Origin of the sequence: Glycomyces artemisiae (assembly GCF_003002955.1) — a bacterium.
GTDB lineage: Bacteria > Actinomycetota > Actinomycetes > Mycobacteriales > Micromonosporaceae > Glycomyces > Glycomyces artemisiae.
Map to the genome: position 1 here is coordinate 187,150 of NZ_PVTJ01000008.1, position 19,453 is coordinate 206,602.

The following is a 19,453-nucleotide window of genomic DNA, read 5'->3' on the forward strand; positions in this document are numbered from 1 at the left end:
TGCGGGCATCTCCTATTGCAGCCCTTCGGCCAGCGGGCCGAGGGCGAGGACGGGAAGGAAGGTCAGCGCGACGAGCACCAGCGTCACGCCCACGACCATGCCGACGAACAGCGGCTTGTGCGTGGGCAGCGTGCCCGCCGTCGCCGGGACCGGCCGCTGCCGCGCGAACGACCCGGCCAGCGCCAGCACCAGAATGATCGGCACGAACCGGCCGAACAGCATGCACAGGCCCAGCGCCGTGTTGAACCACGGCGTGTTCGCGCCGAAGCCCGCGAACGCCGACCCGTTGTTGTTCGACGCCGACGTGAACGCGTACAGCATCTCCGAGAGCCCGTGCGGCCCCGCCTCCTGCATCGAGTCCAGGTTCGACGGCACCGCGAACGACAGCGCGAGCCCCGCCAGCAGCAGCGTCGGCGTCACCAGGAAGTACAGGCTCGCGAGCTTGATCTCCCGCGCCCCGATCTTCTTGCCGAGGTACTCCGGGGTCCGGCCCACCATCAGCCCGGCCACGAACACGGTGATGACCGCGAGCACGAGCATCCCGTACAGGCCCGAGCCGACCCCGCCGGGCGCGATCTCGCCGAGCATCATGTTCAGGATCAGCGTCCCGCCGCCCAGCGACGTGAACGAGTCGTGGAACGAGTTCACCGACCCCGTCGACGTCAGCGTCGTCGCCGCCGCGAACAGGCTCGAATCGCCGACGCCGAACCGGACCTCCTTGCCCTCCATGGCGGCCGCGACCGCCTGCGGCACGGTGCCGTTCGCCATGGCCTCGAACCCGAACACGGCGGTGACCGACGCCAGGGCGAGCACGCCCATGACCGCGACGATCGCGTACCCCTGCCGGTCGTCGCCGACGATCCGCCCGAACACGCGCGGCATCGACACCGGGATCGCCAGCAGCAGGTAGATCTCGATGAAGTTCGTCCACGACGTGGGGTTCTCGAACGGGTGCGCCGAGTTCGCGTTGTAGAACCCGCCGCCGTTCGTCCCCAGGTCCTTGATGGCCTCCTGGCTCGCGACCGCGCCGCCGGTGATCGACTGCGTGTCGCCCGCGGCCGTGGCCGCCTGCGTCACGTCGGTGAAGTTCTGCACCACGCCGCCGACGACGAGCGCGACGGCGCCGAGCGTGGCGATCGGCAGCAGCACCCACAGCGTGATCCGGGTCAGGTCCACCCAGAAGTTCCCGAGCTTGTCGGTGGCCTTGCGCGCGAACCCGCGCACCAGCGCCGCCGCCACCGCGATGCCCACGGCCGCGGACACGAAGTTCTGCACCGCGAGCCCGCCGGCCTGCACGAGGTGGCCCATGGCGGACTCGCCCGAGTACGCCTGCCAGTTCGTGTTCGTCACGAAGCTGACGGCGGTGTTCCACGAGACGTACGGGTCCACGCCCGGGAAGCCCAGGCTCAGCGGCAGGTACTCCTGGAGCCGCAGGAACCCGTACAGGAAGAAGATGCTCACGGCCGAGAACGCGAGCACGCTCTTGGCGTACCCGGCCCAGTTCTGCTCCGTGCCCGGCCGCGCCCCGACGACCCGGTAGATCCCGCGCTCCACTGTGAAATGGCGCTCGCGCGTGACGACCCGGTAGATGTAGTCGCCCAGCGGCCGGTAGGTCGCGGCGAGCGCGACGAGCATCGCCGCGATGAAGACGACCCCGGTGGTCGTGGCGCTCATCAGAACCGCTCCGGTTTCAGCAGCGCGACCACCAGGAAGACACCCAGCAGCACGGCGAGGACGAGGCCGATGGCGTTGACGGCGCTCACAGCTTCTCCACCGCCTTCACCAGGAGGCCGAGGGCGATGAAGCACACCGCAGTCAGCGCCAGAAAGGCAAGATCGGGCATGGGATCCTTCTTCTCAGGAGGGGGCGCGGCCGGTGCCGCGCCGCCGGAGCGGGGGAACGCGCACCCGGCGGATCCGAGTCAACGCCCGGCCGCACCGTTTGCACAGAGGACCTGACGCCTTCGCTATGCCGCCGCCCCGCTTCTTGACGAGTCGCTGACAGCCCCGGCGCAGACCCCCCATTCGGATCCCATCACGCCAAACGCCCCCAATCCGGAAAACGGGGCCGTAGAGTCGCCTGCATCGGCGCCTGCCGCGGCCGACCGACCCGGTTTCCTGCCATGCGACCGGGCCGGACGGCCGCGGCGAACCGCGCGCCCCGCGTCCCGAGGGAGTCCACATGAGGCGCACCGCCGTGCCCGCCGCCCTTGCCGTCCTCGCGTGCGCCGCGCTGGCGGCCTGCGGCGCCGACTACGCGGGGAACGGCTCGTCGAAGGCGCGGGCGGGCGTCGCGGACGTCCAGGAGCGCGTCACGGGCGTCGACTGGGGCGAGTGCGACCTCCAGGCGATGTTCCAAGGCGAGGAACTGGACGCGGCGGCGGCGGCGTGGGCCGAGGCCCTCGAATGCGGTTCGATCCGCGTTCCGGTCGACTACGAGGACCCCGGCGGGCTCCAGGTGCGCCTGGCGATGGTCCGCCACCCGGCGACCAGCGCCGACCGCACCGGCTCCCTCCTGGTGAACCCGGGCGGCCCCGGCGGCTCGGGCATCGAGCTGGCGCAGCACCCGTTCCTGCCCGACGCGGTCACCGCGGCCTTCGACGTCGTCGGCTTCGACCCGCGCGGCGTCGGCCAGAGCGCCGACCTGACGTGCGGCTCCGAGGACGCGTTCGACGCGGCCGTCACCGACGTGTACACCGCCGACCCGGCCGCGATCACCGACGCCCAGACCGAGGCCCTCAAGACCGGCGCCCAGGACTTCTCCGGCGAGTGCGCCCAGGAGGAGGACCCGCTGTTCCTCGACAACATCGGGACCATGAACGTCGCCCGCGACCTGGAGGTCATGCGCGCCGCGCTCGGCGACGACCAGTTGACGTACCTCGGCTACTCCTACGGCACCTACATCGGGCAGATGTACCTGTACCTCTATCCGCACAAGGTCCGCGCGATGGTCCTCGACGGTGTCATGCGCACCTCCGGGTCGGTGCTCGACGTGGCCGAGGGCCAGGCCACCGGGTTCCAGACCGCGTGGCGCGACTTCGCCGCGTACTGCCTCACCGTCGACGGCTGCCCGCTCACCTCGGCCGACACCGCCGACGCCGAGCTGACCGCGATCCTCACGCGGGCGCAGGAGCGCGTCGGCGGCGAGATCACCGTCGCCGACATGCTCGACATGGTCGCCCAGAGCCTCTACTCCGAAGCCAAATGGCCCGCACTCGAAACGGTCCTCGCCGGGGCCGCCTCGGGGACCCTGGAGCAGTTCGTGCAGGACCTCCAGGACCTCGCCGGAGGCGCCGGCGGCGCGGCCCGCATCCCCCCGATCCCGCTGCCGCAGCGGGACTCCGACGCCGACTTCTACGGCGTCCAGTGCGCCGACCGCGACAACCCCGGCCACTTCGGCGCCTACCGCAGCTCCGCCGAGGCCGCCTACGGGAACTCCGCGCTGTTCGGCGCCGGGATCTCCTGGAGCTACCTGCCGTGCGCGACCTGGCCCGCCGACGAGCCGAACCCGTCGAAGGTCGACGGCCGCGGCGCCGCGACCACCGTCCTGGTCGGCAACACCGGCGACCCGGCGACCCCGTACGCGTGGGCCGAGTCCCTCGCCGAGGACCTCGACGACGCCGTCCTGGTCACCTACGAGGGCTCCGGGCACACCGCGTACGCCCTCGGCCACGAGTGCGTCGACGCGCCGATCACGGCCTACCTCACCGGCCTCACCGTCCCCCAGCAGGACCTGCGCTGCCCGCAGGAACTCGGCTGAACCCCGATCGCCACTGCACTGTGGAGCGGCCTTCGGCCGCGTCTCACTCCCGGTTGTACACCGGTCGGTCACCCTGGCGCGTCTGGCAAGATGTCCCAGGCGCTCCGCGAGCCGCACGGCGGCGGGAGCGACGCCAGACCGTCGATGTGACGAAAGAAGCGCGAATGCACACTCTCCCCAGCACTGCTCGGACGGAGGCACCCGCATGGTCGACATGACCTGGTTCGAGGCGATCGTGCTCGGCATCGTCCAGGGCCTGACCGAGATGCTGCCGGTGTCCTCCTCGGCCCACCTGCGGCTCACTTCGGCCCTGTTCTTCGAGGAGGACGCGGGGGCGTCGTTCACGGCGGTCACGCAGCTGGGCACCGAGACGGCGGTCCTCATCTACTTCTGGAAGGACATCGTCCGCATCCTCGTGGCCTGGTGGAAGGGCCTGTGGAACAAGGACATGCGCGGCGAGACCGACTACCGCCTCGGTTGGTACGTCATCATCGGGACGCTCCCGATCGTGTTCTTCGGCCTCATCTTCAAGGACGCGATCCGCGACGGCGCCCGCAACCTGTGGCTCGTGGCCTTCAGCCTCATCTTCTTCGGCCTGCTCCTCGCGCTCGCCGAGCTCGTCGGCCGCAAGACCCGCACTTGGGACGACTTCCGCATGAAGGACGGCCTCATCCTCGGCTTCGCCCAGGCCGGCGCCCTCATCCCCGGCGTCTCCCGCTCCGGCGGCACCATCACCGCAGGGCTCTTCATCGGCCTCGACCGGGCCGTCGCCGCCAGGTACTCGTTCCTGCTGGCGATCCCGGCCGTCTTCGGCGCGGGCATCCTCAGTCTCGGCGACGTCTTCGAGCCCGCCACGGAAGGCTCGGTGCCTTCAGGGGCCCAGATGCTCGTCGCCACGGTCATCGCGTTCATCGTCGGCCTCGGCGCCGTCCACTGGATGCTCAAGTGGGTCGCCAAGCACTCCGTCTTCATCTTCGTCTGGTACCGCTGCCTCCTCGGCGTCGCCGTGGTCATCATGCTGGAGACGGGCTTCCTCCAGGCCACCTGAGCCGCAAGCCGCCACAGGGCCGGGTCCGATCGGACCCGGCCCTGTCCGCATCCCCGGACTTGACAGTCTGACAACATCGATAAACAATGTCAGGATGTCAGATCGAGCGGCGGCCGCGAAGGCCGCGATCACCGCGGCCGCGGGCCCGGTGTTCGCCCGCTACGGGTACCGGCGCACCACGATGGACCTCATCGCGCAGGCCGCGAAGGTCTCCCGGCCCGCGGTCTACCAGCACTTCCCGAACAAGGCCGCGGTGTTCGCCGCCGTCGCCGAGCACATGACCGGCCACCTGCACGCCGCCGCCGAAGCGGCCGCCGCCGCGGACGGGACCACCGCCGAGCGCCTCTACCGGGCCCTCGCCGTCAAGCTCGACTTCGCCGCCGAGGCGATCAGCGCCGATCTGCGCGGCGAGCTCGTCCAGGAGGCCGCGCAGATCGCCCCCGAGACCGTCGCGGCCGCCGAAGCCCGCTACGCCGCGCTCGTCGCGTCGGTCCTCGCCTCCGACCCCGGCCTGGACCGGCTCCCCGCATCCGACGCGGCCGCCGTCCTCGTCGACGCCATGCTCGGCATCGCCCGCTCCGCGGCCGGCGCCGAGCAGATGCACGAGCGCCTCCGCCTCCTCGTCGACCTCACCCTCAACGGACTCCGGAAGGACCGGCCATGACCCTCCTCCTCTGCCTCCTCGCAGGCCTGTGCATCGGCAACGGCCTGCCGCACTTCATCAAAGGCATCACCAAGGAGGACTACCCGTCGATGCTCGGGAACGGGCCCGTTCCCAACCTCATCGCCGGATGGTCCTCCCTGACGATCGCGGCGTTCCTGCTCCTCGCCGCCGACCTCGGCGCGGCGCCCGCCGTCTCGACCGCCGTGATCAGCCTCGGCGTCCTCGCGATGGGACTGTTCCACGCCAAGGTCGGCGCCTTCGGCCGCTAACCCCGCCGCGACTCCGCCACCGCCAAGGCCGTGATGGACCCCAGCAGGACCACCGACCCGGCGACCGCGGCCGCCGTGAGCGGCTCGCCGAGGACCGCGACCGCCAGCACCGCGGCCGTGCACGGCTCGATGAGCATCATCACCGAGGCCGTCGCCGCCCGGACCCGGGCCGCGCCCGCGAAGTACAGCGGGTACGCCACGGCCGTGGTGAACACCGCCAGGTACGCCATGAGCGCGACCGCCCGCCACACCTCGCCGCCCTGGGGGAGGAGCCCCTCGAACCACGCGGGCGCCAGCAGCACGAGCGCGCCGACCCCGAAGGACCACAACGTGATCGTGAACGCGTCCTCGCCGCGCTGACCGGCGGACCGGCCCAGCAGCGTCACGGCCGCGTACCCCGCCGCCGACACCGCGGCCAGGACCGCCCCGGCCGGGTCGACCGTCGCGTCCCCGCCCACGAGCACCGCGAGTCCCGCGACGGCCCCGGCCACGGCGAGGGCCCCGCCGCGCCCGAGCCGCTCGCCCAGCCAGATCCGGGCGCCGAACGCGGTGAGCACCGGCCCCGACCCGAGCGTCAGGAGCGTCGCGACGGCCACGCCGGTGGCCTCCACCGACGCGAAGTAGGCGGTCTGGAACACCGCCATGCCGACCCCGGCGCCGACGAGCCGCCCCAGGCGCGGCCGCAGCGGCCGCGCTCCTCGCGGTTGCGAAGGCCGCCGGAGCGCGCAGAACGCGCCGAGCAGGACCAGGCCGCCGAGGTGGCGCCAGAACGAGACGGCCATCGGCCCGATGTCGGTGGCCGCGTAGACGAGGTCCGCGGCCGCGCCGGTGGTGCCCCAGGCGAGGCCGGTGACCGCGAGGAAGGCGAGCCCGCGCCGGGCCGAGCCGGACTCAGGGAGCGCAATGAGAACAGTGGACAAAGCGTCCTCCAGAGGAGAGTCGTCAGAACAGGTCTCTCGTCTGCGGGCACGCCATGGAAACGCGACCGGCCTCGGGCCGGTCGCGGTGCTTCAGATGCCCGCCGCTACGCGGTGGGCGGGGAGATGCACGAACGCATGGGCGCCACCCTACCCCGGCAGGTACCGCCGGTACGACCGCAGGATCGCCGCCGCGCACACCACGCCGACGCCCACGACGCCAAGCAGCAGCGACGGCGCCGGAGCCCCGGTCCCGGCCGCGACCGCCGCCAGCAGCGCCGGGGACGCGAACCCCAGGTACGACACCGCGTAGAACACGCCCGTCAGCCCCGCCAGATCGGCCGGGCCCGCGATCCGCTGCACCTCAAGCAGTCCCGAGACCATCCCGGTCCCCATGCCCGCCCCCGCGACCACCGCCGCGGCGACGCCGAGGGGCCACGACTGCCAGTGCGCGGCCGCGGCCACCGCCGCCACGCCCGCCGTGATCATCGCGACCCCGGCGAGCACGCCGCGCGCCGAGTCCCGCCGGTCGAGTCGCTTCGCCAAGGGCTGCACCGCGGCCGACGCCGCGAGCGCCACCACCGTCAAGAGCGTCGCGTACGCGATGCCCCACCCGCGCGTCGCGTCCGCCAGCAGCACCGGCAGGTACCCGTACCCGATCGCCGAGGCCGCGAACACCCACGGCCCCGCCACGAGCACCACCCGCGTGAACCGCCGGTGCCCCGCCGCGGGAACTCGCAACTGCGCGCGCAGCGGCCCCGGCACGCCGCCCGTGGTCGCCGTCTCCGGCGCCCTGAGCACCAGCCACGCGAACGGCAGCGTCAGCGCCACATGGATGAGGAACGGCAGCTGCTCGGGCCACGGCCCCCACTGGGCGATGAGCCCGGCGACCGCCGCGCCCGCGAGCGACCCGAGCGCGAACGACAGCGTCGCCCGCCGCGCCCCGGCCCCGGTGTCCGCCGCGGGATCGTGCGGCCACTGCGACAGCTCCTTCATCCACGCCGAGCCGACGCACGTCGCCGTCCCCACCGTGACCCCGGCGAGGAACCGCCCGAAGCAGATCATGAGCGCCCCGGACTCCCCGAACGCGAGCGCCGTCGACGCCGCGACCGCGGCGAGCACGCCCGCGAACATGACCGGGCGCCTGCCGTACCGGTCGCTCAGCGCCCCCGACAGCAGGAACGCGGGCACCAGCCCGAGCACGTAGACCCCCAGGAACCCGTTCACCGCGGCCGTCGAGTAGTGCTGGCGCTCCTGGTAGAGCAGCAGCAGGGGACTGAACTGGTTCCCGGCCCAGCTCGTGAAGAACATGACGGCGAACAGGATCCGCCACGGGCGGGTCTGCGGGGGAGCGAGCGGTTCCGGCGGCGCCGCGAGGACGCTCACGCCAGGCCCTGGTGGCGCGAGAGGTGCAGGTCCAGGACCGCCCCGTACCCGGCGGCGTCATGGCGCCCCAGGCACACGGCCATCTCGTGGTGCTCCCGGAACGAGGCGTCCAGGACCACCTGGCTGCTGGAGAGCACCAGGTGCGCGAGCCGCAGCTGCCGGTCGCGCAGGAGGTCGAAGAAGTGCGCGGCGATCGGGTTGCCGCCCAAGGCGATGACGGCGGCGTGGAAGTCGCAGTCGGCCTCCACATACGCGCCGAGGTCCCCGGCCGCGAGCGCCGCCTCCTGCCGCCGGAGCGGCACCCCCAGGGCCGCTTCCACTGCCGCCGCTTCGGGCCTGCGGGCGGCGACGCGCGCGACGGCGCTGCGCTCCAGGACCCCGCGCATCTCCAGGACGTCGGCGGCCTCGCCCGGCGACACCGGGTTCACGGTGGCGCCCTGCCGCGAGGACAGCGTGATGAGCCGCTCGGCCGACAACCGCAGGAACGCCTCGTGGACCGGCGTCCTGCTCAGTTCGAGCTCGTCGCAGATCTGCCCCTCGGCCAGCCTGGCGCCCCCGGCGAGGTCGCCGGTGATGATCCGCTGCTTCGTGTACGCGTACGCGCGCTCGGCCGCCGCCTGTCCCGTCATGGGTCAGGACGCTACCACTTGCATGCATCCTTGCATGCAACGATTCCCGGCGGTTGGGACTCAGTCGCCGTCGCGCTGGCGCACGGCGTACCCGGCGCGCTGGTTGAGGTCGGCGATCTGGCGGTCGAGCCAGTCGATCTCGGTGAGGTTGGTGGACCGGTGGATCTGCATGAGGCCCTTGCGGAACGGCGAGTCGAGCCGCTCGGGCGGGACCGGGGTCCCGTCGGCGTCGAAGAACAGCTGCGCGGGCTGGTCGAGGAACTCGCGGCGCCGCGCGAGCACGAGCGCCTGCTCCCTCGGGTTCTCCAGGTGGTGGAGGAACGCCAGCAGCACGTACCACTTGTTGTCGTCGGTGATGAACCCCGGCTCGGGGTCGCGCAGCCACCGCCGCAGCTGGTCCGTGCCGGTCTGCGTGATCTCCAGCATGTGCCGCGGCGCGGCCACCGACCCCGGCGCGGTGCGCCTGGTCAGGCACTGCGCGTCTTCGAGCTTCTTGATCGTCGGGTACAGCGTCCCGTCCGCCACCGGCCTGACATGCCCGGCCAGGCTCGCGACGCGGTTCTTCAGGTCGTACCCGTGCAGGGGAAAGTCCCGCAGGAATCCCAGAATCGCCATCTTCAGCATGCGTCCATTATGACACACCTATAGATATACATCGACGTCGAGGTTAAAAAACCTCTTGTCGGTCAACGAAACTGCGCCCTCAAACAACGCGCACGGGCTCCGCCCGCGCACTCACCAAAAAGGAAAACCGCCCTCGAATCCCTGCTCAGGCAAGGAATTCGAGGGCGGCTCGGGCCGCGGCGGGTGTCAGTCGAGAGGCTGGGTGTAGCGGCGGACGGTCTCGCGGATCGCCTCGGCGTGCAGGTAGATGTCGTCGAGAGACTCCAGCGGATGCCGGGTCTCCACCTTGTCGGCGTCGAAGATGCCGAGGTACTTCTTGGCCTTGCCGTTGAAGTGGAGACGGGCGACCGGCTTGCGGTTGTTGTCGTCCATGAGCACCGCGCAGTAGCTCTTCGCGTCCCGCTGGACGATCCGGTGCGGCTTGACCTCGCTGCAAGCGATCGCCTTGATGATCTGGTAGCCGCCGATCTCCTCCAGGGTCGTCTCGACGCCGGAGCCGGCCTCTTCGCCGCCCGACATCCCTTCCGGGCCCTCGCCGAGGTCGGCCGACTCGGGTTCGGACACGGCGGGGAACGTCGAGACCAGGGCGGTCTGGAGGCGGCTGTTGACCTGGTCGTTGAGGAACTGCGCGGAGGCCTTCGCTACCAGGGGAGTGAAATGGTCCCGGACGCGTTGGGTGATCGACCCTTCGTACACCCTCGCGGTGAGGAACCGGACCCATTCGGGCTCGGGCTCCTTGAACAGCGCCGACAAGGTCCGCTTGATCTGGCCGATGTACTTGAGCTCCTCGGCGGCGTTGATGATCGAGTCGAGGTCGAAGGACTCCTTGGTCAGCTTGCGCAGCTCGGGGAGGAGCGTCTCGTCGAGGTCGTCGAAGTCGAGGACCAGGAACGGCTTCTCGTCCATGCGGTTCGGGGCGTCGAGGTCGGTGTAGAACCGGTACTCCGAGCCGTTGGTCAGCACGGCGATCCTCGCGTTCGTGACTGCGAAGTACCGGAACAGCTGGGAGGCGTGCTCGACGCTCAGCGAGTCCTGGGGCCGCTTGCACTCGATGAGGATCTGCACCACGCCTTCATGGACGATGGCGTAGTCGATTTTCTCACCCTTCTTGAGGCCCACGTCGGCGGTGAACTCTGGGACGACCTCGTGGGGGTCGAAGACGTCGTAGCCGAGCACTGTCGAGATGAACGGCATGATGAAGGCGTTCTTCGCGCCTTCCTCGGTCTCGATGAGCTCGCGCTGGGTCCGGACCTTGGTGACCAGGGCGGCGATACGCTCGTTGAAGTCCATGTCTCGCTCCTTTGCAAAAGCATGGCGGTGATGAGGGCGCTACTTCGGGTAGCAGAGCGTATAGCGGGTCCCTGCGCTGGGGCAATAGGCCGTCAGGTCCCGAATCGACACCGGCAGGGCCATTTTGGAGGCTCGTGAACCACTCGGGCTCTTGGATTCCCCCTGGATTGCCCCGATTGGCCGGATCCTGCGGCGTCAGACGATGTGGAAGTACCAGAGGGCCAGGTAGGCGGTGGCGCCGAGGAAGGCGATGAGGGTCAGGAGGACGAGCCAGCCGGCGGCGGCTTCGAAGACGCCGGGGCGGGCGGATTCGCCGGTGGCCGCGGCGACGGGCTCCCAGACGGCCTGGTCGATGATCCGCATGGGGGCGATGGCCTTCGCAGGCGGGTACCAGGCGCGGGGCTGGACCTGGAGCGCGGTGCGGTTGGCTGCCTGGAGGCGCCCGCGCCGGTTGTACGAGAAGACGGCCACATCGGATTCGTCCGCGAGGGCCGCGAGGTCGTCGTCCAGGGGCATCGTGGTGTACAGGCGCCGCTTGCGGTCGGGGGAGCCGGTGCCGACGATCATGGGGACGTCCTCGGCGGTGACCGGCAGGCCCGGGGCCTTGACCGCGGCCACGGTCCGGGAGGACTCGACGGCGGCCTCCCACTGGGGCACCGGCAGGTAGTCGCCGTCGGTCTTGTCGAGGTGCCGCAGGTGCGCCTGGACCAAGCTGAGGAGTGCGTACGTCTGCGGCGGCACGTCGGACGGCATGTTCATGAAGTGAAGTGTCACATACGCCCGCGCCGGTCGCACCTGTCCGCGGCCGGGAGTGACGGGTTCAGAACGCCTCGATCTCGGCGCCGAGGAGCTGGAGCCGCTCGGCGAGGTGCTCGTAGCCGCGGTGGATGACGTTGACGTGCCGCAGCTCCGAGGTCCCCTGCGCGCGCAGCATCCCCAGCAGGAGCACCACGGCGGGCCGCAGCGCGGGCGGGCACACGACCTCGGCGCCGGTCCACGCGGCGGGCCCGGCGACCTCGATGCGGTGCGGGTCGAGCAGGCGCACGCGCGCGCCGAGCCGGTTGAGCTCGGTCAGGTAGATCGCGCGGTTCTCGTACACCCAGTCGTGGATCATCGTCGAGCCCTCCGCGCACGAGGCGATGAGCGCGAAGAACGGCAGGTTGTCGATGTTCAGCCCCGGGAACGGCATCGGGTGGATCTTGTCCATCGGCGCCCGCAGCCGCGAGGGGTGCACGGTCAGGTCGGTGAGCCTGGTGCGCCCGTTCTCGGCGAGGTACTCGGGGCCCTTCGCGTACTCCAGGCCCATCTCCTCGGCCAGCGCGAGCTCGATCTCGGTGAACTCGATGGGGACGCGGCGGACGGTGATCTCGGATTCGGTCACGATCGCGGCGGCGACGAGGCTCCACGCCTCGATGGGGTCCTCGGAGGGGGCGTAGTCGACGTCGGCGTCGATGTCCTCGCGGCCGTGGACGGTGACGGTGGTGGTGCCGACGCCGTCGACGCGGATGCCGAGGTGCTCCAGGAAGAAGCACAGGTCCTGGACCATGTAGTTGCAGGAGGCGTTGCGGATGACGGTGACGGCGGGGAAGCGGGCGGCGGCCATGATGGCGTTCTCGGTGACGGTGTCGCCGCGCTCGGTCAGGACGATGGTGCCGGGCGGGTCGACGCGGTCCTTGACGGTGGCCCGGTAGACCCCGCCGGAGGTCTCGACGGAGAGGCCGAAGCGGCGCAGGGCGACCATGTGCGGTTCGACGGTGCGGTCGCCGAGCTCGCAGCCGCCCGCGAAGGGCAGTTCGAACTCGGGGTGGTCGTGCAGGAGCGGGCCGAGGAACATGATGATCGAGCGGGTGCGGCGGGCGGCGTCGGTGTCGAGGCGGGTGAGGTCGAGGCGCTCGGGCGGGGTGAGGCGCAGGTCCTGGCCGATCCACTCGTGGTGGACGCCCATGGAGTCGAGGACGCGGAGGATGCGGTTGACCTCCTCGATGCGGGCGACCTTGCGGAGGGTGGTGGTGCCGCGGTTGAGCAGGCTCGCGCACAGCAGGGCGACGCAGGCGTTCTTGGAGGTCTTGACGTCGATCGCGCCCGACAGGAGGGTGCCGCCGTGGACGCGCAGGTGCCTGGGCGCGTCGCCCGCGCCGTTGCAGCGGCTGGTACGCGTGTGTGCTCCCGTGGCGGCGTAGTCGAACATGCGGTCAGCGTAACGGAGGTGAGTGTCCGAATAGGGGCGTTCGTGTGCGAACGGTCCACGGTTCAGGCGACGGGGTTGATGCCTTCGGCGGCGCGGATGCGCTCGTCGAGCAGCTCCATGACCGCGGCGACGGAGGGCCGGCGGGCGCCGCCGCGGAGCGTCACGGCCCGGAAGTGCCGGTAGGGCGTGTAGGGGCCGCCGATGGGGACGCGCACGAGGTCGAGGTGGTGGGGGAGGTCGACCAGGCGCGGGATGAGGGCGACGCCCATGCGGTGGTCGACCATGACGGCGATGACGGGCCATTCGCGGGCCTCGCCGGTGACGGTGGGCCGGAATCCGGCGTTGGAGCAGGCGGTGAGGACGTGGCGGCGGTGGATCGACCCGGGGACGCCGATGATCCACGGTTCGCGTTCGAGGTCGCGCAGGTCGGCCTTGTCGGCGCCCGCGACCCAGTGGTCTGCGGGCACGACCAGGTCGAACGGGTCGTTGAAGACCGTCTGGGAGTCGAAGCGGATGTCCTCGGGCGGCGGGTTGTCGGGGGTGGCCTCGACCAGGGCCAGGTCGGCGTCCCCGGAGAACAGCAGGTCGAAGCTCTCCGACGCCTCGGCCTCGCGCAGGCGCAGTTCGAGGCTGGGGTACCGGTCGCGGGCGGCGTCGACCAGCGGCGCCAGGAGCGTGGCGATGGCGGTGGGGAACCCGCACAGGCGCAGCAGCCCGGACGGCTCGCCCTCGGTGGCCTGGAGCTCGGCTTCGGCGAGGCGCCACATCGCCTCGATGGCGTCGATGTGCGCGATGAGGATCTGCGCGGCCGACGACAGGCGCACGCCGCGCCCGACGGGTTCGAGCAGGGGCACGCCGAGGTCCTTGGAGAGCAGCCGGATCTGCTGGGACGCCGCCGAGGTCGACATGTGGAGGGCCTTGGCGGCGCCGGAGACCGTCCCGTGGTGGGCGATGGCCCGCAGGACGTGCAGTCGGCGGAGGTCGATCACCGTGTGTCCCCAATCGCTTTAGCTACAGCTTCACGATGAGTTTCGCAAACCATCGTCACCGAAGTGTTGTAGCCCGGACGAATGGGACTCTAACCTCGATGATGAGCGTGATGCCGGCGTCCAGTGCCGGCGGGTGGGCGCTCGATCCGAACCTGATTCCGATGCCTTGTGAGGAGGACACGGTCATGCCTTGCTGCCCGTACTGCGGTTGGCCCGACGACGATCCGGTGACGACCGTGTCCCGGCACCGGAGCGCCGCGGGCGCGACGGTGTGGACGCGGTGCATCTGCGGGTCGCTCCAGACCCGGGTGCAGCGCGGCGCCGCGTCGGTGGTCTGCGCGCGGAGCAGACCGGCGGCCGATCCGGCCGCGACCCTGTAGCACCCCGCACTCCCTTCCAGCAATACCGCCGCGCGCCCGGCACGGGCGCGGGCGCCTTCCTGCCTGCCTTCGTTCCAAAAAGGGTTTCCAATGCACGACTTCGACATCCGCATCATGTTCCAGATCATCGGCGCGCTCCTCTACATCACGAACTTCCTGCTCCTCCAGACCCACCGCATCCACGCGACCAAGCCCGCGTCGCTGCTGCTGGTCATCTCGGCCTGCTCGATCCTGCTGACCGCGGCGATCATCGGCCGCGACTGGGGCCTGATCCTGCTCGAAGGGACCTGGCTGGTCCTCGTCAGCTCCACGTTCGCCATCCGCCAGCGCGAGACGCGGCGGCGCCTGGTGCTGGAGCGGGAGGCGGTGGACTCGGCGGTCGCGGTGGTGCGCGAGGCGCCGGTGCCGGCGGTCGTGGAGGCCGTGGAGCCGGTGGCGGTTCCTGTGGCGCGGGAGCGCGAACTGGCGGGCGCGGCCGCGTAGTGCGCAGGGCCGGTTAGGCTCTGGGCGTGGCTATCCGAGTGCTCATCGCAGACGATCAGGAGATGGTCCGGGCGGGGTTCCGGGCAATCATCGACGCGCAGCCGGATATGGAGGTGGTCGCGGACGCCCCTGACGGCGTGGTGGCGGTGGCCCAGGCGCGGCGGTTGCAGCCGGATGTGTGCCTGTTCGACATCCGGATGCCGCGTCTGGACGGGCTGGAGGCGACGCGGACGCTGCTGGCGGGTCAGCACGGTGCGGGTCCGCGGGTGGTGGTGGTGACGACGTTCGACACGGACGAGTACGTGTACGGGGCGCTGCGGTCGGGTGCGACGGGGTTCCTGTTGAAGGATTCGGGTCCGACGCTGCTGGTGGAGGCGGTGCGTGCGGCTGCTTCGGGTGAGTCGCTGGTGTCGCCGTCGGTGACGGTGCGGCTGTTGGAGCGGTTGAGCGAGCCGGTGAAGGACGGTGCGGCGGCGGTCGGTGTGCTGACCGAGCGGGAGCTGGACGTGGTGGAGCTGGTGGCGCGGGGGAAGACGAACGCGGAGATCGCGGGGACGTTGTTCGTGTCGGTGTCGACGGTGAAGACGCATCTGGAGGCGGTGCGGGCGAAGCTGCCTGCGCGGAACCGGGTGGAGATCGCGGCGTGGGCGTGGGAGCACGGCGTCGTCGGGTGACGCGGGGGTGCTGATGCGTGGGCTTGCGGTGGGGTCGTCGGTGACCGAGACGGTGGTGAACCGGTCGCGGTTCGTGTGCTCGCTGTTCCGGGTGGGCTCGGAGGCGGAGGCGCGGGAGCGGATTGCGGCGCATCGGCGGGAGTTCTGGGAGGCGACGCACCACTGCACGGCGTATGTGTTCGACGGGGGTCGGATCGCGCGGTCGAACGACGACGGGGAGCCGGCGGGGACGGCGGGTCTGCCGATGCTGGAGGTGCTGCGCGGCCGGGATCTGACGGACACGCTCGCGGTGGTGACGCGGTATTTCGGCGGGGTGAAGCTCGGCGCCGGGGGCCTGGTGCGCGCGTACGGCGGGGCCGTCTCGGCGGCCGTCGACGCCGCGGGCGTGGTGGAGCTGGCGGTGTGGCCGCGGCTGCTGGTGCGCGTCGACTACGGGGTCGCGGGGAGTCTGGAGGGCCTGCTGCGGCTGCGGGAGGACGTGCGGCTCGCGCACGTGTCGTTCACGGATGTGGTGACGTTCGACCTGGCGTGCGCGGACGCGGAGCTGCTGGCGGCGTGGGTGGCGGGGCAGTCGGCGGGCGCGGCGGAGATAGAGCCTGCGGGGTCGGTGCGCGTGGAGCTGTAGGATCCGTGTTGTGACCGATAACAGTTTCCCGAACCCGTTCATTCTGGAGCGCGCGGACCCGCAGATCCTGCGGCACGGCGGCCGCTACTTCTTCACGGCCACGGTCCCGGCGTACGACCGGATCGTCCTGCGCGGCGCCGACACGCTCGACGGCCTGCGCACCGCCGCGGAGACGACCATCTGGGTCAAGCATCCGGAGGGCGCGATGGGCTCGCACATCTGGGCGCCGGAGCTGCACCGGGTCGGGGACGGCTGGTACGTGTACTTCGCGGCGGGCGAGGCCGCCACGGCCACGGGCGACGTGTGGAAGATCCGCATGTACGTCCTGGAGAACCTGAACGACGACCCGCTGACCGGCGAGTGGACCGAGAAGGGGCGGATCGCCACCCCGGTCGACTCGTTCTCCCTCGACGCGACCACGTTCGCGCATGGCGGCACCCAGTACCTGTGCTGGGCCCAGCACGACCCGGAGCTGAAGGGCTCCAACACGAGCCTGTTCCTGGCCGCGCTCGCGAACCCCTGGACCCTCGCGGGGGACCCGGTGGAGATCTCCCGCCCCGAGCTCGACTGGGAGACGGTCCGGTTCGCGGTCAACGAGGGCCCGTACGCGCTCGTGCGCAACGGCAGGGTCTTCATCACCTACTCCGCTTCGGGGACGGGCGCGGAGTACTGCGTGGGCCTGCTGTCGGCCGGCGCCGGCGCGGACCTCCTCGACCCCGCCTCGTGGTCCAAGAGCCCGGTCCCGGTGTTCACCACGAACGCGGCGAACGGGATCTACGGCCCAGGCCACAACGCGTTCACCACCGCCGAGGACGGGACCGACCTGCTGGTCTTCCACGCCCGCGCCTACGAGGAGATCACCGGCGACCCCCTCGACAACCCGGACCGGCACTGCCGGATCCAGCCCTTCAGGTGGCACGAGGACGGCACCCCGGACTTCGGCGAGCCGCTCCCCGAGTCGTGAGGTAGGCCGGTCGGCCGAGGCGCCGGGGGTCCTTTCCGGACTACGGTGAGGGTCCAAACCCCTGGAGGTGCCATGAAAGCCGTCGTCCAGGACCGGTTCGGGCCGCCCGAGCAGGTCCTCCGCGTCACCGACATCGACCGCCCCGAGCCCGGACCCGGCGAGGTCCTCGTCCGGCTGCGGGCCACCAGCGTCAACACGCCCGACTGGATCGCGGTCGCGGGCGTCCCGTACGTGCTGCGCCTGTCGGCCCGCGCGAACGGGGCCGTGCGCGGCACCGACGTCGCCGGGACCGTCGCGGCCCTCGGCGAGGGCGTGACCGGCTTCGCCGTCGGGGATGCGGTCTTCGGCACGAAGTGGGGCTCGGGGTTCGCCACGGCGGGCACGTTCGCCGAGTACACCGCCACCGCCGCCGACCGGCTCCTCCCCAAGCCCGCGTCGCTCTCCTTCACCGACGCGGCCGCCGCGGTCATGTCCGGGCTCACCGCCTACGCGGCCATGACCGAGTCCTTCCAGGCCGCACCGGGGACGCGGGTGCTCGTCAACGGCGCCTCCGGCGGGGTCGGCACGTTCGCCGTCCAGTTCGCCAAGCACTTCGGCGCGCACGTCACCGCCGTGTGCGGCCCGAAGAACCTCGACCTCGTGCGCGGCCTCGGCGCCGACGAGGCGATCGACTACACCACCACCGACTTCACCGCCGGCACCGCACGCTACGACGCGATCCTCGACAACGTCCTCAACCACCCGCCGCGCCGCGCCTTCCGCGCGCTCGCGCCCGGCGGCGTCTACCTGCCCAACAGCATCGGCAACACCGGGGGCCTGGCCGCCGGGCTCGCGAGGATGGCCGGAGCGACGCTCCTGGGCGCGATGGGCCGCGCGAACGTGCGCTCCGTGGACGGGAACTTCACGCCCGAGCGCCTCGCGGCCGTCGCCGACCTCATCGCCACCGGCGCCGTGGCGCCCGTCATCGACCGCGCCTACCCCCTCGACGAGGTCCCGGCGGCGGTCGCCCGCATGTACGCCCACCACGCCCGCGGCAACATCGTCATCACCATCGACTAGCGGACCGGCGGGGACTCAGTCCCCGGTGTCGCGGCGCAGCCGCTTGGTCTCGCCGCGGCGCCGCTTGTCCTCCAGGCGCCGCCGCTTCTGCCCCTTCGAGGGCTTCGTGGCCCGCCTGGCCGGCGGCGGCGCCGCGATGGCCCGGCGCAGCAGCTCGCCGAGCCGCTCGGCGGCGGCCTCCCGGTTGCGCAGCTGCGACCGGAACTCGGAGGCGGCGATCACCACCGTCCCCTCCACCAGCCGCGGGGCGAGCCGCGCCAGCGCCCGCTGCCGCAGCGCCTCCGGGAACACCTTCGATGCGGCGAGGTCGAAGACGAGCTCGACGCGCGAGTCGGTGGTGTTGACGCCCTGGCCCCCGGGGCCCGAGGCGCGCGAGAACCGCCAGCGCAGCTCGGCGTCGGGGATCTCGTACTGGGCGGTGACGGTGACTGGCATGGCGTGCTTTCACGTTTCGAGTGCGGTGCGGGCCCAGCGGACGAGCATCGCGAAGACCGGGCGGCGCCGCTCCAGGACCTCGGCGTCCGCGGCGGCGTCGTAGTTCGCGCTGGCGACGCCGCGTCCTTCGGCGAGGCGCCGGAGCATCATCGGAGCGAGCCAACAGTACTTGGCGGCGCCCGCGGCGGCGACGGCTGTTCGCGTCCGGGCCTCGTCGTTGTACCCGGTTTCGGCGAGGCCCGCGAGGTAGGCGCCGGTGAGCGCGTCCTCCGCTTCGGCCAGGAGCGCGACGTCCTGGTGGCCGTCGAGGAACGTGTCAGGGATGAGGTTGGCGAGGTCCTCGCCGATCGCGCCGGTCCCGGTGAACGACCAGTCGAGGAGGACGAACTCGCCGCCGGGTCGCCGGTAGAGGTTCATCGGCCACACGTCGAGGTGGCACACCGTCTGCGGCGCGGCCTCGGTGAGCGCGAACAGGTCGCCGCGCCGCTCCCATATGGTCCGCAGGCCCCGGCGCAGGTCGGCGGGCCAGTGCGCGGCGGCGGCCGGGTGGTCCCAGTCGAGGGGCCCGGCCTCGTGGCGTCCGGCGTAGGAGCGCAGGAACCGGCGCGAGTGCCACGGGAGCACCTCCCGGGGCCGGCCCTGGACGGCGCCGAGGCGGCGGGCGAACTCGGCGAGGCCGTCCACGCCGAGGCCGGTGCCCGGGGTGCCCTCGACGTGTTCGAGCCACAGCTCGACGCTGCCGTCGGGGCGCTCCCCGGCCGCGAGCAGTGCGGGCGCGCCGATCCCGGCGTCCTTCCCGTAATCGCCCGCGAAGCCGCTGGTGTAGGCGATCGGTTCGCGGCGCCAGTAGTTCCAGTGCCGCGGGTCCGGGGAGGCCGGCCAGTCGGCGCGGCCGTCCCCGGCCGGGGTCAGGTGCTTGAGGACGGCGGTCCCGCCGGGCCCGGTGACGGTCCAGATCCCGCCGGTGGCCTGGTTCCCGGTGTTGTGCGCCAGCGCGCCCCGCTCGCGCACGGGCGCGCCGACGGGGGAGTGGCGGGGGTCTGCGAGCACCCGGTGGATTCTGCCATGGG

21 protein-coding genes and 1 pseudogene are annotated in these 19,453 nt (G+C 71.7%); 9 read left to right on the forward strand and 13 right to left on the reverse strand.

The window, feature by feature from the left end; all coding sequences use genetic code 11:
* Positions 1 to 12: 12 nt before the first annotated feature.
* Together kdpA and kdpF are read right to left on the reverse strand one after the other, a co-directional pair.
* Entirely contained in the window at positions 13 to 1,674 is a 1,662-nt protein-coding gene (gene kdpA / locus B0I28_RS20125) for a potassium-transporting ATPase subunit KdpA (RefSeq protein WP_106365639.1), read from the reverse strand.
* The gene (gene kdpF / locus B0I28_RS20130) at positions 1,674 to 1,763 is read right to left on the reverse strand and encodes a K(+)-transporting ATPase subunit F (RefSeq protein WP_106365640.1); all 90 of its coding nucleotides are present in this window, start codon (positions 1,761 to 1,763) and stop codon (positions 1,674 to 1,676) included. The genes kdpA and kdpF overlap by 1 nt, the downstream gene beginning before the upstream one ends.
* Before the next feature lie 418 nt (positions 1,764 to 2,181).
* Here kdpF and B0I28_RS20135 point away from each other — a divergent pair, with 418 nt between their 5' ends.
* From B0I28_RS20135 to B0I28_RS20150, 4 genes are all read left to right on the forward strand, one after another.
* Positions 2,182 to 3,759, forward strand: a complete 1,578-nt coding sequence (locus B0I28_RS20135) for an alpha/beta hydrolase (RefSeq protein WP_106365641.1) — start codon at positions 2,182 to 2,184, stop codon at positions 3,757 to 3,759.
* Positions 3,760 to 3,973: 214 nt separating this feature from the next.
* Positions 3,974 to 4,807, forward strand: coding sequence for an undecaprenyl-diphosphate phosphatase (locus B0I28_RS20140; protein WP_106365774.1), 834 nt, complete (start codon positions 3,974 to 3,976; stop codon positions 4,805 to 4,807).
* Between the two features lie 94 nt (positions 4,808 to 4,901).
* Complete coding sequence (locus B0I28_RS20145; protein ID WP_106365642.1) at positions 4,902 to 5,471, forward strand: TetR/AcrR family transcriptional regulator; 570 nt, start codon at positions 4,902 to 4,904, stop codon at positions 5,469 to 5,471.
* Positions 5,468 to 5,740 (forward strand): hypothetical protein, encoded by a 273-nt coding sequence (locus B0I28_RS20150; protein ID WP_106365643.1) that lies wholly within the window; start codon positions 5,468 to 5,470, stop codon positions 5,738 to 5,740. Before B0I28_RS20145 ends, B0I28_RS20150 begins: the two co-directional genes overlap by 4 nt.
* On the opposite strand, the gene B0I28_RS20155 is transcribed toward B0I28_RS20150, so the two are convergent.
* The 9 genes and pseudogenes from B0I28_RS20155 to B0I28_RS28645 all read right to left on the reverse strand — a co-directional run bounded on the left by B0I28_RS20155 (position 5,737) and on the right by B0I28_RS28645 (position 14,271).
* A complete protein-coding gene (locus B0I28_RS20155; protein WP_219926882.1) occupies positions 5,737 to 6,660 on the reverse strand; it encodes a DMT family transporter in 924 nt (307 codons plus the stop codon). The two genes, B0I28_RS20150 and B0I28_RS20155, sit on opposite strands and share 4 nt — an antisense overlap.
* Before the next feature lie 147 nt (positions 6,661 to 6,807).
* A complete protein-coding gene (locus tag B0I28_RS20160; RefSeq protein WP_219926883.1) occupies positions 6,808 to 8,043 on the reverse strand; it encodes an MFS transporter in 1,236 nt (411 codons plus the stop codon).
* On the reverse strand, positions 8,040 to 8,672 hold the full coding sequence (locus tag B0I28_RS20165) for a GntR family transcriptional regulator (protein ID WP_106365644.1): 633 nt from the start codon (positions 8,670 to 8,672) through the stop codon (positions 8,040 to 8,042). Before B0I28_RS20165 ends, B0I28_RS20160 begins: the two co-directional genes overlap by 4 nt.
* 60 nt (positions 8,673 to 8,732) lie before the next feature.
* On the reverse strand, positions 8,733 to 9,296 hold the full coding sequence (locus B0I28_RS20170) for a PadR family transcriptional regulator (protein ID WP_106365645.1): 564 nt from the start codon (positions 9,294 to 9,296) through the stop codon (positions 8,733 to 8,735).
* Positions 9,297 to 9,482: 186 nt separating this feature from the next.
* The gene (locus tag B0I28_RS20175) at positions 9,483 to 10,586 is read right to left on the reverse strand and encodes a type I restriction endonuclease (RefSeq protein ID WP_106365646.1); all 1,104 of its coding nucleotides are present in this window, start codon (positions 10,584 to 10,586) and stop codon (positions 9,483 to 9,485) included.
* 195 nt (positions 10,587 to 10,781) lie between these two features.
* Positions 10,782 to 11,345 (reverse strand): hypothetical protein, encoded by a 564-nt coding sequence (locus B0I28_RS20180; RefSeq protein ID WP_106365647.1) that lies wholly within the window; start codon positions 11,343 to 11,345, stop codon positions 10,782 to 10,784.
* A 61-nt stretch (positions 11,346 to 11,406) separates the two neighbouring features.
* Positions 11,407 to 12,708 (reverse strand): annotated as a pseudogene (locus B0I28_RS20185) (UDP-N-acetylglucosamine 1-carboxyvinyltransferase); the annotation flags it as partial.
* A gap of 128 nt (positions 12,709 to 12,836) precedes the next feature.
* Positions 12,837 to 13,763: a LysR family transcriptional regulator gene (locus tag B0I28_RS20190; protein ID WP_106365649.1), complete on the reverse strand. Its 927-nt coding sequence runs from the start codon at positions 13,761 to 13,763 to the stop codon at positions 12,837 to 12,839.
* A gap of 55 nt (positions 13,764 to 13,818) precedes the next feature.
* Entirely contained in the window at positions 13,819 to 14,271 is a 453-nt protein-coding gene (locus B0I28_RS28645) for a hypothetical protein (RefSeq protein WP_181245877.1), read from the reverse strand.
* Between B0I28_RS28645 and B0I28_RS20200 the strand changes: the two genes are divergently transcribed.
* The 5 genes from B0I28_RS20200 (at position 14,234) to B0I28_RS20220 (ending at position 17,948) form a co-directional block, all read left to right on the forward strand.
* Positions 14,234 to 14,626 carry a CBU_0592 family membrane protein gene (locus tag B0I28_RS20200; RefSeq protein ID WP_106365650.1) on the forward strand — a complete coding sequence of 131 codons (393 nt, stop codon included), beginning with the start codon at positions 14,234 to 14,236 and terminating at the stop codon, positions 14,624 to 14,626. The two genes, B0I28_RS28645 and B0I28_RS20200, sit on opposite strands and share 38 nt — an antisense overlap.
* Positions 14,627 to 14,652: 26 nt before the next feature.
* Positions 14,653 to 15,300 (forward strand): response regulator, encoded by a 648-nt coding sequence (locus tag B0I28_RS20205; RefSeq protein ID WP_106365651.1) that lies wholly within the window; start codon positions 14,653 to 14,655, stop codon positions 15,298 to 15,300.
* 13 nt (positions 15,301 to 15,313) lie between these two features.
* On the forward strand, positions 15,314 to 15,925 hold the full coding sequence (locus tag B0I28_RS20210; protein WP_106365778.1) for an IMPACT family protein: 612 nt from the start codon (positions 15,314 to 15,316) through the stop codon (positions 15,923 to 15,925).
* 10 nt (positions 15,926 to 15,935) lie between these two features.
* Positions 15,936 to 16,889: a glycoside hydrolase family 43 protein gene (locus B0I28_RS20215; RefSeq protein WP_219926884.1), complete on the forward strand. Its 954-nt coding sequence runs from the start codon at positions 15,936 to 15,938 to the stop codon at positions 16,887 to 16,889.
* A gap of 72 nt (positions 16,890 to 16,961) precedes the next feature.
* Positions 16,962 to 17,948 carry an NAD(P)-dependent alcohol dehydrogenase gene (locus tag B0I28_RS20220; RefSeq protein WP_106365653.1) on the forward strand — a complete coding sequence of 329 codons (987 nt, stop codon included), beginning with the start codon at positions 16,962 to 16,964 and terminating at the stop codon, positions 17,946 to 17,948.
* Positions 17,949 to 17,963: 15 nt separating this feature from the next.
* On the opposite strand, the gene arfB is transcribed toward B0I28_RS20220, so the two are convergent.
* Together arfB and B0I28_RS20230 are read right to left on the reverse strand one after the other, a co-directional pair.
* Positions 17,964 to 18,383 (reverse strand): alternative ribosome rescue aminoacyl-tRNA hydrolase ArfB, encoded by a 420-nt coding sequence (gene arfB / locus B0I28_RS20225; RefSeq protein ID WP_106365654.1) that lies wholly within the window; start codon positions 18,381 to 18,383, stop codon positions 17,964 to 17,966.
* Positions 18,384 to 18,392: 9 nt separating this feature from the next.
* Positions 18,393 to 19,433: a phosphotransferase family protein gene (locus B0I28_RS20230; protein ID WP_106365655.1), complete on the reverse strand. Its 1,041-nt coding sequence runs from the start codon at positions 19,431 to 19,433 to the stop codon at positions 18,393 to 18,395.
* Positions 19,434 to 19,453: the final 20 nt, after the last annotated feature.

Coding starts and splice junctions, on each gene's coding strand:
- kdpA (WP_106365639.1), bottom strand. CDS start 1,674: ATGAGCGCCACGACCACCGGGGTCGTCTTCATCGCGGCGATGCTCGTC.
- B0I28_RS20135 (WP_106365641.1), top strand. CDS start 2,182: ATGAGGCGCACCGCCGTGCCCGCCGCCCTTGCCGTCCTCGCGTGCGCC.
- B0I28_RS20140 (WP_106365774.1), top strand. CDS start 3,974: ATGACCTGGTTCGAGGCGATCGTGCTCGGCATCGTCCAGGGCCTGACC.
- B0I28_RS20145 (WP_106365642.1), top strand. CDS start 4,902: ATGTCAGATCGAGCGGCGGCCGCGAAGGCCGCGATCACCGCGGCCGCG.
- B0I28_RS20150 (WP_106365643.1), top strand. CDS start 5,468: ATGACCCTCCTCCTCTGCCTCCTCGCAGGCCTGTGCATCGGCAACGGC.
- B0I28_RS20165 (WP_106365644.1), bottom strand. CDS start 8,672: ATGACGGGACAGGCGGCGGCCGAGCGCGCGTACGCGTACACGAAGCAG.
- B0I28_RS20170 (WP_106365645.1), bottom strand. CDS start 9,296: ATGCTGAAGATGGCGATTCTGGGATTCCTGCGGGACTTTCCCCTGCAC.
- B0I28_RS20175 (WP_106365646.1), bottom strand. CDS start 10,586: ATGGACTTCAACGAGCGTATCGCCGCCCTGGTCACCAAGGTCCGGACC.
- B0I28_RS20180 (WP_106365647.1), bottom strand. CDS start 11,345: ATGAACATGCCGTCCGACGTGCCGCCGCAGACGTACGCACTCCTCAGC.
- B0I28_RS20200 (WP_106365650.1), top strand. CDS start 14,234: ATGCACGACTTCGACATCCGCATCATGTTCCAGATCATCGGCGCGCTC.
- B0I28_RS28645 (WP_181245877.1), bottom strand. CDS start 14,271: ATGATCTGGAACATGATGCGGATGTCGAAGTCGTGCATTGGAAACCCT.
- B0I28_RS20210 (WP_106365778.1), top strand. CDS start 15,314: ATGCGTGGGCTTGCGGTGGGGTCGTCGGTGACCGAGACGGTGGTGAAC.
- B0I28_RS20220 (WP_106365653.1), top strand. CDS start 16,962: ATGAAAGCCGTCGTCCAGGACCGGTTCGGGCCGCCCGAGCAGGTCCTC.
- arfB (WP_106365654.1), bottom strand. CDS start 18,383: ATGCCAGTCACCGTCACCGCCCAGTACGAGATCCCCGACGCCGAGCTG.